9 protein-coding genes and 1 pseudogene are annotated in these 17,432 nt (G+C 41.0%); all 10 read left to right on the top strand.

Going from position 1 to position 17,432, the window contains the following annotated elements:
* The first annotated feature begins 59 nt into the window (after positions 1-59).
* The 10 genes and pseudogenes from I2I13_RS06280 (at position 60) to I2I13_RS06320 (ending at position 17,370) form a co-directional block, all read left to right on the top strand.
* Positions 60-3,119, top strand: a complete 3,060-nt coding sequence (locus I2I13_RS06280) for a TonB-dependent receptor (RefSeq protein WP_195649117.1) — start codon at positions 60-62, stop codon at positions 3,117-3,119.
* A gap of 16 nt (positions 3,120-3,135) precedes the next feature.
* Positions 3,136-4,749: a RagB/SusD family nutrient uptake outer membrane protein gene (locus I2I13_RS06285; RefSeq protein ID WP_148365195.1), complete on the top strand. Its 1,614-nt coding sequence runs from the start codon at positions 3,136-3,138 to the stop codon at positions 4,747-4,749.
* Between the two features lie 44 nt (positions 4,750-4,793).
* Positions 4,794-6,620 carry a BACON domain-containing protein gene (locus I2I13_RS06290; protein WP_195649118.1) on the top strand — a complete coding sequence of 609 codons (1,827 nt, stop codon included), beginning with the start codon at positions 4,794-4,796 and terminating at the stop codon, positions 6,618-6,620.
* Between the two features lie 22 nt (positions 6,621-6,642).
* Positions 6,643-8,190: a hypothetical protein gene (locus I2I13_RS06295; RefSeq protein WP_148365197.1), complete on the top strand. Its 1,548-nt coding sequence runs from the start codon at positions 6,643-6,645 to the stop codon at positions 8,188-8,190.
* A gap of 43 nt (positions 8,191-8,233) precedes the next feature.
* Positions 8,234-10,618, top strand: a complete 2,385-nt coding sequence (locus tag I2I13_RS06300; RefSeq protein ID WP_195649187.1) for a DUF2264 domain-containing protein — start codon at positions 8,234-8,236, stop codon at positions 10,616-10,618.
* Between the two features lie 18 nt (positions 10,619-10,636).
* Positions 10,637-12,439 (top strand): family 43 glycosylhydrolase, encoded by a 1,803-nt coding sequence (locus tag I2I13_RS06305; RefSeq protein ID WP_195649119.1) that lies wholly within the window; start codon positions 10,637-10,639, stop codon positions 12,437-12,439.
* Between the two features lie 6 nt (positions 12,440-12,445).
* Positions 12,446-13,750 (top strand): annotated as a pseudogene (locus tag I2I13_RS24690) (sulfatase); the annotation flags it as partial.
* A 78-nt stretch (positions 13,751-13,828) separates the two neighbouring features.
* Positions 13,829-15,007: a DUF2264 domain-containing protein gene (locus tag I2I13_RS24695; protein ID WP_308167054.1), complete on the top strand. Its 1,179-nt coding sequence runs from the start codon at positions 13,829-13,831 to the stop codon at positions 15,005-15,007.
* Between the two features lie 9 nt (positions 15,008-15,016).
* Entirely contained in the window at positions 15,017-16,240 is a 1,224-nt protein-coding gene (locus tag I2I13_RS06315; protein WP_195649121.1) for a DUF2264 domain-containing protein, read from the top strand.
* 23 nt (positions 16,241-16,263) lie between these two features.
* The gene (locus I2I13_RS06320) at positions 16,264-17,370 is read left to right on the top strand and encodes a glycoside hydrolase family 105 protein (RefSeq protein ID WP_148365201.1); all 1,107 of its coding nucleotides are present in this window, start codon (positions 16,264-16,266) and stop codon (positions 17,368-17,370) included.
* Positions 17,371-17,432: the final 62 nt, after the last annotated feature.

Here is a 17,432-nt window from a genome sequence, read left to right on the forward strand (position 1 = left end):
ATATTTCTTTTTTTGATGACTTTTGTTCAGCATATTCAATAATTAAATCTTATGTATAAATGAAAAACAATCAATTAAAAACAATCTTGCTGGCTATATTTCTAATGATTATGGTAGGCATACATGCGCAAAATGTACGAGTGACAGGTATTGTGTCTGATACACAAGGCCCATTGATTGGAGTGAACGTTCATGTGAAAGGAGGTACAACCGGTGTGATTACCGATATGAATGGTAAATATTCCATCGAGGTATCTTCTAATACTACACTCGTATTCTCTTATATAGGTTATGCAGATCAGGAGCATAAAGTCGGGAATCGGAAAGTTATTGATGTAACCATGTCCGAAGATTCCAAATTGCTGGAAGAAATTGTGGTAGTAGGCTATGGTTATCAAAAGAAAAGCGATATCGCTACTTCCGTTGCTTCCGTCAAAACTGATGAAATGAAAAGTTTTCCGGCAGGAAATGTGGGTGACATGCTCCGTGGACGTGTAGCGGGAGTTAATGTAACAAGCTCATCCGGCAGACCAGGGGCCGCTCCTACCATTACCATCCGTGGAAACCGTTCTATCAGTGCCCAAAATACTCCGTTGTACGTTATTGACGGTTCTGTATCAAGCAGTGAGGAATTCAGTACTTTAAGCGCAGAAAGCATTGAGTCTATCGAAATCCTGAAAGATGCAGCTTCTCAAGCCATTTATGGCGCACGTGCCAGTGACGGTGTAATTCTTGTAACTACCAAACGTGGTATGCAAGGTAAAATGGAAGTGAGTTATAACGGCTATGTAGGTATTCAGTCCTTGTGGCGTAACTTCGATTTTTACTCTCCACAAGAGTATATGATGCTGCGACGTGAAGCAATGGCAAACGACAAAGGCATTATTGACGCCCGCGAAATCTCTGTTGCAGAAGCTTTGAGTGACGAAATTATGAGTGAAGTCTGGGCAAACGGTCAGTTTGTCAACTGGGAAGATCTAATGTTAAAGAATGCTCTTTACCAAAACCATGATTTAACTGTACGTGGCGGAACTGACAAACTCCGTGTATCAGCAGGTCTCAATTACTTTGATCAAGACGGTATGGTGACTACCGGTTCGGGATATAAAAAAGCAGCTTTCCGTCTGAACGTGGACTACAAAGTAAACAAATGGGCAAGTTTTGGTGTGAATACTTCCTACGCATTATCCAAAAGTGAACGTGAAGATGGAAATTTTACGGAGTTCATTACCCGCACTCCGTTAGCTAAAGTATACAATGCGGATGGTAGTTATACTAAATATATCGACACTGCCAACGATGTTAATCCGCTTTATAGAGCACAAAATTATGCACGCGAAATAACGAACAACAGTTACCGCGTCAATATTTTTCTGGAATTAAAACCTTTCAAAGGGTTTAATTATCGTTTAAATACTTCTTTCTATAACAGACAACAAGAAGACGGAGAAGTGAAAGGTGTCAATTATCCCGGTGGAGGAGCTACCGCCAAATTGACAAATAATGAACAGAGAAATTATCTGATAGAAAACATCTTCACTTATGAAGTTCCAATCAAAAAACAGCAGCATAAACTGACCCTTACTGCTGTACAGTCAGTAGACCACTCTCAAACTAAAGGACTAGGATATTCGACCAGTGACTTACCTGTAGATATGGACTGGGATTTTATATCCAATGGCCAATTCTCCGGCACACCTACTAGAACATTCTCTGAAAATAATCTGGTATCATTCATGGGCCGCGCTTCTTATATATTTATGGATAGATATATTATGAATGTGGCTATCAGACGGGATGGTTCAAGCCGATTCGGAAAAAACAACAAATGGGGTACATTCCCTTCTGTGGCTCTGGCATGGCGTGCAAACGAAGAAAGTTTCCTGCGCAATATGTCCTGGATTGATAATTTAAAACTCCGTTTGAGTTATGGCATTGTAGGTAACCAGAATGGAATTGGTAACTATACAACGCTTGGCTTGACAGATCAGGAACGTTATGAGTTTGGTGACAACTCCTATATGGGGTATCTCCCCGGAAAAGAACTCTCAAACCCCAATTTAAAGTGGGAGCAATCACGTACAGCCAATGTTGGTGTTGACTTTGGTCTCTTCAACAATCGTTTGTCAGGTACGATCGAGTACTATAATACTAGAACAACAGATCTGATCGTCAAGCGCGAATTAAACTCAGTTTTAGGCTATGAACAAATGCTTGATAATTTGGGAGAAACTAAATCACACGGCATTGATATCAGTATCAACGGCGACGTCTTCCGTACAAGGAATTTTACATGGAGTCTGGGAGCCAATTTCAGCCAGTATGCTAATGAGATCGTAAAAATTGACAATCAAGTCGATGAAAACGGCAAGCCATTGAGTCAACCGGGTAATAGCTGGTTTGTAGGTAAACCCATAAATGTTTATTATGACTATTTACCGGATGGCATCTACCAGTATGAAGATTTCGATATAAAAAGAAATGCTTACGGCAAATTGGAATACACATTGAAACCGACAATTGATACTGACGGCGATGGTATAGCTGATAAAGCATTGACACGCGAGGATAATGTCGCTCCGGGATCTGTTAAAATAAAGGATGTAAATGGCGATGGAAAAATAAATGCTGATGACCGTACACCTATCTCAAGAGATCCAGATTTCACACTTTCCCTAAATACAACTCTCAAATGGAAAGGTTTTGATTTATATATGGATTGGTATGGTGTATCCGGTCGTAAAATTAGAAATGGATATCTCTCCGAATCCAATAGTGGCGGTTCTTTACAAGGGAAACTAAATGGCGTGAAGGTAAATTATTGGACTCCATTCAACCCCTCTAATGAATTCCCGCGACCTAGTCATAACACAAATGTGACTTATCATGGTTCTTTAGCGATTCAAGACGCTTCTTACATTCGCTTGCGCACTTTGCAACTGGGTTACACCTTCCCCGTAACTTGGATAAAGAAACTTCAACTTCAAAAACTTAGAGTATACGCTACAGCAACCAATCTTCTGACATTTACAGACTTTTTGTCTTATAGTCCGGAGTTGACACCGGGTGCATATCCTGAATCAAAACAGTATGTATTTGGAATTAATGTTTCATTCTAATAAAATCCCACAGAATATGAAAAATAAATTATATATAACAGCTCTGGCAATATCTTCCATTGCGTTCTTATCTTCTTGTGAAGATTTTCTGAACCTCAAATCAAAAACGGATATTACTACAGATTATCTGACCACTTCCCCTGACGGATTGTATCGTGCAGCGATAGGATTATACAGTTTGGACAGAGAACTCGCAAAAGGAGACGGAAGTGGTGGTAGCAACCTCTATATTGTGACGATGTGTGATTACAGCACTGATATTATGGCTTTCCGTGCAGGAACAAGTACTGCCATTGCGAAACTACAGAATTTCATGCCCAATAATAGTGATGTGGAATCATTCTGGCAACACTATTATTTCATTATCGGTAAAGCTAATGAGATTATTACCGGAGCGGAGCAACTGGGATTTGACGATCCTGTAACTACCCGCGCATGGGGTGAAGCTAAATTTTTCCGTGGACGTGCATATTTTGAACTATGGAAACGTTTTGAACGTCTTTATCTGAATACAATTCCTACTACAGTAAATAATCTGGAACGTGATTTCCATCCTGTTACTTCAGAACAGATATTCACTCAAGTCAAAAACGATTTGGATGATGCTATCAATGCACTCGATTGGGGAATACCCAATAATGACTATGGCCGTGTTACCAAAGCGACTGCCAAGCACGTGAGAGCACAGGTTGCCATGTGGGAGAAGGATTATGATAAGGCGATTGAAGAATGCGAGGATATATTTAGAGATGGAACAATGTACTCTATGATGGCCAAAACAGGGGACGTATTCAACAGTGCAGACATGCGTTCCGCCGAAGTTTTATGGTCTTATCAATTCTCTGAAAATATGGGTGGAGGCGGAACCGGTACTCCATTAATGGGACATCGTGCTGCCATCATTACAACGACCCGCTCCCAAGCTAATCCCGATTGTACATTTGAAGCTGCCCAAGGGGGATATGGATGGGGACGTGTTTATCCAAACACCTATTTATTCAGCCTATATGATCAAGAAAAAGACAATCGTTATAAGGATCTTTTCATCCACACTTTTTACTACAATGACCAAAGTAAGGCTAATTATGGGCAGGAAATCCCTAAAGACTTATATGGTAAAGCAGCCGGCTATATGGAAAGATTACACCCGATGTCAAAAAAACACTTTGACCAATGGACCAATGCTACGCAACCTGACCGTACCAGCAGTTTCAAAGATCTGATTGTTTATCGCTTGGCTGAAACTTACTTAATGTGTAGTGAAGCTTATTTCCACCGTGATGGTGGAGACAGTCCTAAAGCTATAGAATACTACAACAAAACTTGGGAAAGGGCAGGTAACACTCATGAGAATGGTCCTTTAACCCTCAATATGCTCTTGGATGAATATGCCCGCGAACTACACTTCGAAGGAGTGCGCTGGTCGTTATTGAAACGCCTTGGCATCTTGGGCGAACGTGTTCGTCAACATGGAGGCGACCTTGTACTGGAAGACCCCTATCTGGATAAAGACTATGCCGAATGCCGCCAGAACTTCGTAATAGGCAAACATGAAACATGGCCTATTCCACAAACGCAGATTGACTTGATGGGGACAAATGTTTTTCCGCAAAGTGATCCATGGAAATAAAAAGAGACTGATTTTAATTTATAAATCTGTAAAAGAATCATAGTATGAAAAGACTAACATTGATATCATTGATTCTGAGTATGATATTGACTTCCTGTAAAGAGTATGGTGAAGTAAGAATTATGCCGGAATTTAATCATAGTGAAACAGAGATTGAACTCTATAAAAATGAAGGTTCCTCAAAAACAGTGGTAATATCCACTACAGCGAACGAAATTACTGCAGATTATAATGCCAGTTGGCTTTCGGTAGATGCTAACAAGCAACGGATTATCTATACAACCCTTACTACCAATGAAACCGGTGAGGTGCGCTCTGCCATCGTCAAGTTAAATGCCGGAGATTTTTCAATGGAAGTGACAGTGAAGCAGTTGGCGAAGGACGAGTCAGAAGTAAAGACATTAAAAGTCGGACAATTAACAGAAGACGGACTCGGAATGATATTCTGGGTTGATCCGGATAATCAAGAAGTAGGTAAGGCTATTTCACTAGAGCGTTGGGGTGGTAATCCGTTTGAAGCATCCATTAAATTACACAATGCTTTCTCGATGGTCAATGGTATGGAAAATACAGCTCTGTATACTGATGCCGGTACCAATGACGCAGCTGCTCTATGTACAAATTTAGGAGAGGGATGGTATCTGCCTGCCTCTGAAGAATTAGGGAATTTATTTGATATCTATAATGGCATAGCACGCGATAACGGATTTACCAATGCTACACCAGATCAAATCAGTGATGCAGAAAAAGCTTCCCGTTCTACATTTGATAAAAAATTAACCGATCTCGGAGGGGCAGTAATAAATGCAGCTGCTGAAAATGGTAACGGAGAAAGTTACTGGTCGAGCACGGAAAATGAAGACGGCCAGAAAGCACGCTATGTACGTTTCGGGAAATATGGAATGGATTTTGGTGCCAAGACAGGTACGAGCCGTTTTGTACGTGCCATGAAAGCAATCGGTGACTATAAATTCCCCGAGGAGCCCGCTACCTTATCTGTTTCACCAACGCAGGTAGAACTGACAAGTGAAGAAGGGGCTACAGCAGATGTCACAGTTAGCACAAATAAACTGTCATTTGCATATGTCATTGAAGGTAACAGTAATATGTGGCTTTCTGCTGTACAGAATGAAGATAAAATCAAATTTACTGCTTTATCTAAGAATGACGGTGACGAAGTTCGTACAGCCATTGTAACGATAACAGCTGGCAGCGGTGATGCTCAAGCCACAGTGACAATAACCATAAGACAACAGAAAGGACAGACGGAAGCTCCTGCTTTCCAGATAGGAGATTTTGTAAAGATGGATGGTGATACAGAACTGGCTGAAGGCGGTATCGTATTTTGGGTAGAGGGCAACAATGCTAAAATTCTGTCTTTAAAGCGTAGTGCCACTGCCATAAATTGGGCTAACGAAGGATTTATAGATGCATTAGGTTTAACAGATCAGGAAGATGGTGAAGCTAATACTCAAAAGATGAGAGAGAGTGCCATAGCTGCTAATATTCCGATTCTGGGATATTGTAAAGATGGCTGGTATTTACCTGCTAGAAATGAAATGGAAGCGGTCTTTACTGCATACAACGGCGGACCTTCCCAAAGTATCGGGGTAAAACCTGATGCTATTAAGCAGGAAGAAAAAGATGCTCGCGCAGCTTGGGATAAAATTCTCACTGATAATGGAGGGGATGTTATGAACGAAAAAGCTGACAATACCGCTGGTGACAGCTATTTCACCAGTACGGAAGCGGATGATGCTTCGAAAGTATTCTATGTGCGTTTCGGACAGTGGAACCCCGGTTTAACTGGTGCCAAATATGCCAAATCGCCTGCACGGTATGTACGTTGTATCCGAAAAATTTCCAAATAAAAACCCTTTAAAGAAGACAATCATGAAAGTTAATTCATTCTATATCATAGCATTGTTGATATGCAATATCGCACTCGCTTCGTGTACGGATTATGTAGTGAAAGATCCTAATTTTATGCCACCGGATGTTGTCATTAATGACGATACAGGTAATAATGACATCATCGAAGGGCTACCGACTCCCGGAGAAATGCAGCCTTATAGCCCCTCACTTTTAGGTAAGCCTTATCGTCCGATAAAAGTTAAGTATTCCAATGAGTTTCCACCAGTGACCAAATGGACGGAGAGTAATACCCGTATTGTCGCTTACATGGGAGAGTACAAACCTGCTATCAAGTCGGAAAGTGACTACAAGGCCATAACAAATAAGTATGGTAGTTTCACTTCAGGAGCCAAACAACAAGCCACAGGGCGTTTTTACGTAAAAAAAATAAACGGCCGTTGGTGGATTATCGATCCTGAAGGCTATCCGCATTATGAGAGGAGCGTCACTTCCATGCGTTACGGTTCTTCGGCACGCAATAAGGAAGCATGGAACAAGCGCTTTGGCACTGACGCCAAATGGATAGCAACATCACAAGCAGAATTGGCTAGTATTGGTTTCCATGGTACGGGAGCCTTTTGTACGGATACATACGGAAAGATTCAGACTCACAACTCTGCCATTCCCAATTCTCCGTTAACGTTGACTCCTTCATTCGGATTTTTGGGACAATTCAGAACACAAAATGGCCATGCCTATCCAGGTAATACATCGGACAATGAATTGGGGCTGGTACTTTATGATGACTGGGCAGATTTCTGTAAAACATATATAAACACCTCTTTGGCACCTTATTTGAATGATGCCAACGTATTAGGCTTCTTCTCGGACAATGAAATCAACTTCTCATCACAGAACTCCAAAATTTTAGACCGTTTTCTGGCACTTACGGATAAAACAAATGTGGCCTATCTAGCGGCAAAGAAATTTATGGATGAAAAAGGGGCAACAAGTGTGACAGATAACCTGAATAGTGAATTTGCAGGCCGGCTAGCCGAGATTTATTATAAAGGAGTGAAGGATGCCATTAAGGAAGCCGACCCGGGCATGATGTATCTGGGCACACGCCTGCATGGCACTCCCAAATATATGAAGGATGTAGTGGCTGCTGCAGGCAAATACTGTGACATCATTTCCATCAATTACTATAGCCGTTGGAGCCCGGAGTTGGACTCCTATGTTAAAAATTGGGGAGAATGGGCAGATACTCCGTTTTTAGTTACCGAATTTTATACAAAAGGTCAGGATTCCGATTTGAATAACTTATCAGGAGCCGGATTCACGGTTCCGACCCAGAATGACCGTGCATATGCTTATCAGCATTTTACACTGGGGCTGCTTGAAGCAAAGAACTGTGTGGGATGGCACTGGTTCAAATATCAGGATGACGATGGGACGGATAACAGCGGGAAACCGGCTAATAAAGGCGTGTATGATAATCATTATGAAATGTATCCTTACCTAAGCAAATTTATGCAGGAAGTAAATTACAATGTCTATAATTTAATTGAATACTTTGACAACTAGAATAGGTCATAATAAAAGACATAAGTATCAATTCTTTAAAATGATGATAATGAATAACGGAAAGAAAGTTTTAATTATAGGTCTGACTCTGCTGACCGGTTTTACCTATTCAGCAGGAGCAGTAACAAAAGACATGAAGAAAGTCGTTGATGAAGCTCTTGAATTTTCGGTCAAACAGTCAATGTCCATGTTCAATGAAATGAAAGATCAGAAAGGCATACTTCCGAGAACAGCGAAAGATGGCAAGATGATTACTTGCGAATCTGCTTGGTGGACAAGTGGTTTTTATCCGGGTTCCCTTTGGTACTGTTACGAGTATAGTAATGACCCGCAAGTAAGAGCCGCCGCAGAAGAGATGACCTCACGAGTGGAAAAACAGAAATACACAACCAGTAACCATGATGTTGGTTTTATTATCAATTGCAGTTTTGGTAATGGTTATCGCCTCACTCATAATGAAACATACAGGGAAGTAATAGAGACTGCCGCAAAATCTTTGTCTACCCGTTTTCATCCGGTGACGGGATGCACCCGTTCTTGGAACAGCAAAAAATGGCAATTCTCTGTTATCATTGATAATATGATGAATTTGGAACTACTCAATGTAGCCTCTTCCCTAACGGGAGACAACACCTACTATAATATGGCCAAGTCGCATGCAGACCGGACAATGATTAATCATTTCCGCCCTGATGGAAGTTCATACCATGTGGTAAGTTATGACACGATTACGGGAAAAGTATTGAATCAAGTGACGCATCAAGGGGTAAACGATCAATCCTCCTGGTCACGTGGACAAGCATGGGGACTATATGGCTTTACAATGATGTATCGGCAGACTGGTAAAAAAGAATATTTGGACCATGCTATTAAGATTGGTAAGTTCATTATGAATCATCCGCGCCTGCCCAAGGATAAGATTCCTTATTGGGACTTTGATGCTCCCAATATTCCCAAAGAAGACCGTGATGCCTCTGCAGGTGCTATCATGGCATCAGCCTATGTGGAATTAAGCACTTATGTGGAAGGAGAACTAAGCAAACAATTCCTCGCGATAGGTGAACAACAAATAAAGTCGTTAGCTTCTCCAGGTTATCGCACAAAGAAAGTGGGTGATAATAATCATTACATTATCAAACATAGTACAGGTTTCATGGCAAAACAATACGAGATTGATGCTCCTCTGACATACGCAGACTACTATTTTATAGAGGCATTAATCAGATATAAAAAACTACTGGAAAATCGTCCGGTAGTTGAAACAATAACAGCCTTCTCGGAAAATTCGGATCGTTCTCTTTGGCTAAGTTCGCTCCATCGAATTTCCTATCCGCTGTTAACGAATATGGCAAAAGGAGAACTGCGAAAGAATATGCCTGTTGAGTCTATCGCCGCTGATATGCAAAAAAGAAAAGAAGTCACACACCTGGAAGCTTTAGGAAGGCTAATTACCGGTATCTCAACTTGGTTGGAACTAGGACCCGACAATACGATAGAAGGCAAACTACGTGCCGAATATATTAATTTAGCCTTGAAATCTATTTCTAATGGAGTAAATCCCCAATCTCCTGATTATCTAAACTTCAATAACGGACGCCAGCCATTAGTTGATGCCGCCTTCCTTGCTCACGGCCTATTAAGAGCACGCACGCAATTATGGGACAAGCTTGATAAGACAACTCAAGAACGGGTAATCAAGGAACTTAAATCATCAAGAGCAATAAAACCTTCTGAAACCAATTGGCTGTTTTTCGCAGCAATGGTAGAGGCCGCCTTGAAAGAGTTTACCGGCGAATGGGAATATGAACGTGTAAAGTACGCTTGCGATCGTTTTGCACAATGGTATAAAGGTGACGGATGGTATGGTGACGGTGCTGATTTTCATCTGGATTATTACAATAGCTTCGTCATACATCCTATGATGGTCGAGGTGCTGGAAATAATGAAGAAAAACGGTATAGAGAGTTCCATACCCTATGATCTTGAAGTCGAACGATATGCACGCTATGCCGAACAACAAGAAAGACTGATATCACCTGAAGGTACATTCCCGATAGTGGGCCGTTCATTGGCTTATCGATTCGGTGCATTTCATGCATTATCTGATGTTGCTTATCGAAAATTACTTCCGGACAGAGTAAAACCTGCTCAAGTAAGGTCCGCTCTATCCGCTATAATCAATCGTCAGATTAATGCGCCCGGAACGTTTAACCCTGAAGGCTGGCTACGAGTAGGTTTTGCCGGTTATCAACCTCATATCGGTGAGACATATATATCAACAGGTAGTCTGTATCTGTGTACAGTCGTATTTATCGCGCTTGGTTTACCGGATTCTGATGAGTTTTGGTCTTCTCCTTCTGCTGATTGGACTTGTAAAAAAGGTTGGGCAGGTGTTGATTTGAATGTGGATAAAGCCTTGAAAAAATAGAATGAAAGAAGTATGCTCATGAAAAATATACTATTTATTTTATTCGCTTCACTAACTTTGTTTTCCTGTTCGGAGAACAAAGCTGTTGAAAAACAGACGACTTTTTGTAATCCAATGAATCTGGATTATGGTTGGGGAAACTTTCAGACAAGAGAAAAGAAAGCCCGTTCCGCAGCCGACCCTGTTATCGTATTATTTAAAAACAAATACTATTTATTTACCACAATGGACATTGGCGGCTATCGAGTATCCGATGATTTAATTACATGGAAAAATGTATATTTCAATCCGGAAGTGGAGACATCCGCCCTTGATGTCGATCATTATGTGGCACCCGCTGTGGCAGCCGATGAAAACTATGTATACTTCATTAATTTCACCAGAGACCGTACCAAGAAAACGGTAGATGTCATTCGCTCATCCGATCCGGAAAATGGAAAATGGGAAAAATGTGGTGAAGTAAGACGTATGGCCGATCCTTGTTTATTTATTGACAATGGACGCTTCTTTTTCTATTATGGTTTAGGTGGAACTCAATCTACTACTTTCTTCGAAGTAGATCCTGCCACATTCAAAGAAATAGAAGGCTCAAAAAAGGTCTTGAGAGAATATGTAACAGACATCAATCAGTGTAAATCAGGCTATCATTTTGGACGTAGAGAATTGTATGATGAAATTGATGCCTCTGCCTGGCAGGGAAATTTTTCCAAAGTACCATGTCCTGAAGGTGCATGGATTGTGAAGAACAAAAATAAATATTACCTGCAATATGCCACTCCAGGTACTATCTGCAATTGGTATTGTGATGTGGTTCTGGAGAGTGATAGTGTAAATGGTGGTTTTGTAGAACAACCTTATAATCCTGTATCTCTAAAAGTCGGTGGTTTTATCGGAGGAGCCGGACATAGTTGTGTATTTAAAGACAAATACGAAAATTGGTGGCAAGTCACCTCCATGTGGGTGGGTAATCATGACGAATTTGAAAGAAGAATTGGTTTATTTCCTGTTTCTTTTGATGATAAAGGAAGAATGAGAACCCATACTGTATTAGGGGATTATCCCATATCACTACCGCAAAAGAAATTCAATCCTCAAGATATTTCCGCTTTTGGCTGGATGCTCCAATCATATCATAAAAAGAGTACAGCGTCTTCTTCATTACCGGGTTTCGAACCGGAAAAGGCAGTGGATGAAAATGTTCGCACCTGGTGGTCGGCTACAAGTGGCAAAGTAGGTGAATATTTCGTAATAAACTTAGGTAAAAAAGTACGTATGAATTCCATTCAGATAAACTTTGCAGAACAAGACATTAACCCTGATGCTCCCAAAGAAACGGATTATCACGCTTATAAACTGTACGTATCCGACAATGGAAGGGATTGGAAACTAATAGTGGATAAATCAAGGAACATGGTTGCCATACCACATGAATATGTAGAATTTCCGAAACCGATAGAAACTTCTTTTGTTAAAATAGAAAATGTCCATACTCCCAAAGAAGGCAAGTTTGCCTTATTGGATTTGCGTGTGTTCGGTTTTGGCTATTCGGACAAACCGGAAATTGTTAAAGAACTGTCAGTAAAAAGAAACAAAGACGATGAAAGATATGCTTCGCTTAGCTGGAATAAAGTATCCAATGCTGATGGTTATCTTGTTCGTTTTGGTTATCAGCCTGATTTTCTTAATCAATGTATCCAGGTCAAAGATAAAGAGACAACCGGTTTACTGCTCCATATCCTTACCAAAGGCGTACAGTATCATTACCGCGTTGACAGCTATAATGACAGTGGAATTACAGAAGGCATCGTTATCTCTGAATAAAAAGATATGAACAAAAGACTGTTTATTTATCCTCTACTCTTTTCTGCCGGGCTATTGCAAGCCCGGCAGAAACCTAATGTTGTGATTATCTTTACAGACGATCAGGGTTACCAGGACCTTGGTTGTTATGATTCGCCATTGATACAGACTCCCTCTATTGACCGCATGGCAAAGGAAGGCATAAAGTTGACCGACTTTTATGTATCGTCTTCCGTATCAAGTGCTTCGCGTGCAGGACTTCTGACCGGCAGATTAAATACACGGAATGGAGTAAAAGGGGTATTTTTCCCCGAATCTGAAGGGATGCCTGCAGAGGAAATCACTTTGGCCGAAGCGTTGAAAGAGCAAGGCTATGCAACCGGTTGCTTCGGTAAATGGCATTTAGGCGATTTGAAAGGGCATCTACCTACAGATCAAGGATTTGATTACTACTATGGCATCCCATACAGCAATGATATGTATATCGGTCCCTCCCAGCAGTTCGCCTCCAATGTTACTTTCAGGGAAGGTTATAATCTGTCAAAAGCTAAAGAAGACCAAGAAATTGTGAGGACTTCCAGTAGAGCAGATATAAAAAAAAGGTTGAACAACGCTTCTCCACTATTTGAAGGAGATAAAATTATTGAGTATCCCTGCGACCAGTCTACTACCACCCGACGTTATTTTGATCATGCCATAGATTTTATAGAAAATAATCCGGAGCAACCTTTCTTCGTCTATATCACCCCATCAATGCCTCATGTGCCGTTATTTGCCTCCGAGCAATTTAAAGGTAAAAGCAAACGGGGACTCTACGGTGATGTTGTAGAAGAAATTGATTGGAATGTAGGTCGTTTACTCGATTACTTGGACAAAAAGAAATTAGCAGAAAACACTTTAGTTATTTTCGCATCGGATAACGGACCGTGGTTGTCTTTCAAAGAAGACGGAGGTTCCGCTGAGCCGTTACGAGGCGGTAAGTTCTCTTATTATGAAGGAGGCGTCAGAGTTCCTTGTATCATCCGTTGGAAAGGGAGTATACCTACCGGTGTAACTAGTGACGCAATAATTGCCAGCATCGACCTTTTCCCTACAATCATGCACTATGCAGGTTGCCAATCCTTCAAACAAAAGATTGATGGTATAAATATTTCATCTTTTCTCAAAAATCCTTCTCTACGATTACGTGACGAATATGTTTATGTAAAAGGTGGTGAAGTTCACGGTATACGCAAAGGTGATTGGGTCTATTTGCCTAAAACAGGTAATAGTAAGTTTAAAAAAGGAGATGTTCCCGAATTGTTTAATCTAAAACAGGATATCGGAGAATCGAATAATCTTCATCTACAGTATCCGGACAAAGTGAAAGAGCTGCAGGAAGTGATGAAAAAGTATCAATCAACTTCTACTATGCCATATGCACAAGTACGTGATACGCTTAATGATGACAGACAATATTGGATTCAGACACTCGTGAAAATAGCTGATCCGGTGATAAGCAATCTTAGCAAAGACCAACTGAAAAAAAATATTCCTGTCGGGCGTTCGTCATCAGCTTTAGCCAGCAGTCGGGAGTTTATCACTCATATGGAGGCTGTAGGCAGAACCATCGCAGGAATAGCACCTTGGTTGGAACTTGGACCAGACAATACTCCAGAAGGCAAGCTACGTGAAAAATATATTAAAATGACGTGCAAGGCTCTGGCAAACTCTGTAAACCCGAAATCAAATGATTATTTCAACAGCACAGCTACCCGTCAGATATTAGTAAACAGTGCATTCTTAATACAAGGGTTATTGCAAGCACCTACACAGTTATGGGGAAATCTGGATGACACCACCCGCAAAAGACTCATTGAACAGTGGAAATCGACCCGTACGATGAAACCGGGAAATAACAATTGGTTGTTATTTTCTGCCATGGTGGAGTGCGGATTAAAAGAATTTTCCGGAGAATGGAATTTTCCGACAGTAGAAAGAGCCTTGACTTCTCATAGAGAATGGTATAAAGGAGATGGAGTTTATGGAGATGGAGCAGATTTTCATTTAGATTATTATAATAGCTATGTTATCCATCCTTTGTTACTGCAAATCCTGAAAGTGACAGTAAAACAGAGGCCATCTTTCCAGTCATTTCTGAATGAAGAATGGATACGATTTATTCGTTACGCCGAAATTCAAGAGCGCATGATAGCTCCCGACGGCAGCTATCCGATACTAGGCCGTTCAGTCAGTTACCGTTCAGCAGCATTCCAAGTGTTGGGGGCATGTGCCTTATTCGAAAAACTCCCGGAATCATTGAAGCCCGGACAAGTACGTGGAGCCATGACAGCCATGCTTAAGCGTCTTTTTGAGCAGCCGGGAACTTTCGATAAAGAAGGTTGGCTGACGATCGGAGTTTGTGGCGAACAACCAGAACTAGGAGATATTTATCTGTCTACTCCTTGTGTTTATCTATGTGCATTAGGTTTCCTGCCCTTAGGACTCCCTGCCAATAACCCTTTTTGGTGCAACCCGGTTGAACCATGGACAAGTATAAAAGCATTTGGCGGTATAGATTTTCCAATAGACAAGTTTATTAAACCATAAAATAAAATCATGAGATATAGTATTTTGATTATTCCCTTTCTGATGTTTAACTTCACAGGTTATTCACAAACAACTTCAGGACAGGAAGACAGGGCATATTGGGTCAACATGTTATCTCAAATTGCAGACCCATTATTAAATAATATGAGTAAAGGAGAACTAAAAAAGAACATGCCTGTAGAGACTATCTCCGGTATGCCTAATCCATCCAATGCGCGTACCACTCATTTGGAAGCTTTAGGACGCTTATTTGTAGGAATGGCCCCTTGGCTGGAACTCGGCCCGGACAATACACAAGAAGGACAAATACGTGAGAAATATATCCGCCTGATGACTGAGTCCATCAATCACGGATTCAATCCCCAATCTCCGGATTATCTGAATTTTACAGTCACTCGGCAACCTCTGGTAGATACTGCATTCTTTTGTCAGGGACTATTGCGTTCTCCGAAACAAATATGGAGTAAACTATCATCTGAAACCCAAAAGAATATCCTAAACGCCTTACAACAGGTAAGTAAGATTAAACCGGTAGAAAGCAACTGGTTACTCTTTTCTGCTATGGTCGAAGCTACTTTGCTGGAATTAACAGGTAAATGCAATATGCATCCTATTGAGTATGCTGTCATGCGATTCAAGGAATGGTACAAAGGCGATGCCTGGTATGGTGACGGAGCAAATCTACATATAGACTACTATAATAGTTTTGTCATTCATCCAATGCTTTTAGACGTTCTGGAAATCATGCAAAAACACAGTAAAGGCGAAGTCGACTTCTATAGAAAAGAACGGCAACGTTTCTCCCGATATGCGGAACAACAGGAAAGAATGATCTCTCCGGATGGAGCATATCCTGTAACCGGACGCTCTATAGCATATCGTTTTGGAACTTTCCATGTACTTTCACTGGCAGCCCTAAATGATTTGCTGCCAACTACCATTACTAAAGCACAAGTCCGATGCGGACTAACAGCTGTCATAAAAAGACATCTGGCTATAAAAGGAAATTTCGACGAACATGGATGGCTGACTTTAGGGTTTGCCGGACATCAACCTTCAATCGCTGAAAGATACATTTCTACTGGTAGCCTGTATTTATGCTCTACTGTATTCACAGCATTGGGACTTCCCGCCACTGATGAATTCTGGAGTGCCCCTTATGCGGAATGGACAGGGAAAAAGATTTGGTCAGGTAATCCGGATGTAAAATTGGATAAAGCAATAAAATTATAGAACCCCGATAAAATAGATGATAAATGAAAAAGATTCTTGCCTTATTTTTAGTATCAATAAATTGCACCCTGAATGCTCAACAGCTTTTTTCATCAAAGATGGAAAAAGAAGATATTACTAAAGTTTGTAATGCCGTATCCGAGTGGCAAATTAGCCATCACAACGAAGTAAAACATAATCCACTAGACTGGACAAACGGCGCTTTATATCGCGGAATGACTGAATGGGGAAAAGTCTCCGGAAATCAGTCCTGCTATGATTTTGTCCGCACTATTGGTGAAAGACATAACTGGGATATGTGGAACCGTGTATATCATGCCGACGACATTTGTGTAGGGCAGGCTTTCATCGAGATGTATCGCAGATTCGATGATAAGCGTATGCTACAACCGGTAATGGAACGCGCTTATTATGTGGCTTCCCATCCTTCGAAAGCTCCGCTACAAAAGACAGATGCCGTGGGAACAACGGAACGTTGGTCATGGTCGGACGCCTTGTTTATGGCGCCTCCGGTTTATGCGGCTCTATACACGATAACCGGAGATAAAATCTTTCTGAATTATATGGACAGTGAATATAGAGAGTGTGTAGACTCACTATATGACAAGAAAGAACATCTTTTTTATAGAGATAATAAACGAATTCCCCTCCGTGAGAAAAATGGTAGTAAACAATTCTGGGGAAGAGGTAACGGTTGGGTATTTGCCGGACTTCCTCTTATTGTTGACAATTTGCCTCTCAACTGTTCTTCACGTGACTACTATATCCGGCTATTTACTGAAATGGCGGAAGCAGTTCGTAAAACTCAATGCAAAGACGGGGACTGGCGTACCAGCTTACTAGATCCTGATTCGTATAATATGCCCGAAAATAGTTGCTCTGCCTTTATGTGTTTTGGCATTGCCTGGGGAATCCGTAATGGCTACCTGCCCCAACGAACCTACAAACCTGTACTTGAAAAAGGTTGGCAATCATTGGTAAAAGCTGTTCATTCTGATGGAAAGTTGGGATATATACAACCTGTTGGTGCCGCACCCAAAGCTGCCGGATTCGATGCAACAGATGTATATGGCGTAGGTGCTTTCTTATTGGCAGGAAGCGAATTATATAAATTGTCAGGTGCTTACTAAATGTGAACAATGTATCAATAGTAAAAGCCGGTTATTGAGTGATTTTTTCAATAACCGGCTTT

Origin of the sequence: Bacteroides sp. D55t1_190419_B8 (genome assembly GCF_015558905.1) — a bacterium.
Lineage (GTDB): Bacteria > Bacteroidota > Bacteroidia > Bacteroidales > Bacteroidaceae > Bacteroides > Bacteroides vicugnae.

What these genes read in the sequence shown, in the direction of transcription:
- I2I13_RS06280 (WP_195649117.1), top strand. Translation starts at nt 60, where the DNA reads ATGAAAAACAATCAATTAAAAACAATCTTGCTGGCTATATTTCTAATG.
- I2I13_RS06285 (WP_148365195.1), top strand. Translation starts at nt 3,136, where the DNA reads ATGAAAAATAAATTATATATAACAGCTCTGGCAATATCTTCCATTGCG.
- I2I13_RS06290 (WP_195649118.1), top strand. Translation starts at nt 4,794, where the DNA reads ATGAAAAGACTAACATTGATATCATTGATTCTGAGTATGATATTGACT.
- I2I13_RS06295 (WP_148365197.1), top strand. Translation starts at nt 6,643, where the DNA reads ATGAAAGTTAATTCATTCTATATCATAGCATTGTTGATATGCAATATC.
- I2I13_RS06300 (WP_195649187.1), top strand. Translation starts at nt 8,234, where the DNA reads ATGATAATGAATAACGGAAAGAAAGTTTTAATTATAGGTCTGACTCTG.
- I2I13_RS06305 (WP_195649119.1), top strand. Translation starts at nt 10,637, where the DNA reads ATGAAAAATATACTATTTATTTTATTCGCTTCACTAACTTTGTTTTCC.
- I2I13_RS24695 (WP_308167054.1), top strand. Translation starts at nt 13,829, where the DNA reads ATGCCATATGCACAAGTACGTGATACGCTTAATGATGACAGACAATAT.
- I2I13_RS06315 (WP_195649121.1), top strand. Translation starts at nt 15,017, where the DNA reads ATGAGATATAGTATTTTGATTATTCCCTTTCTGATGTTTAACTTCACA.
- I2I13_RS06320 (WP_148365201.1), top strand. Translation starts at nt 16,264, where the DNA reads ATGAAAAAGATTCTTGCCTTATTTTTAGTATCAATAAATTGCACCCTG.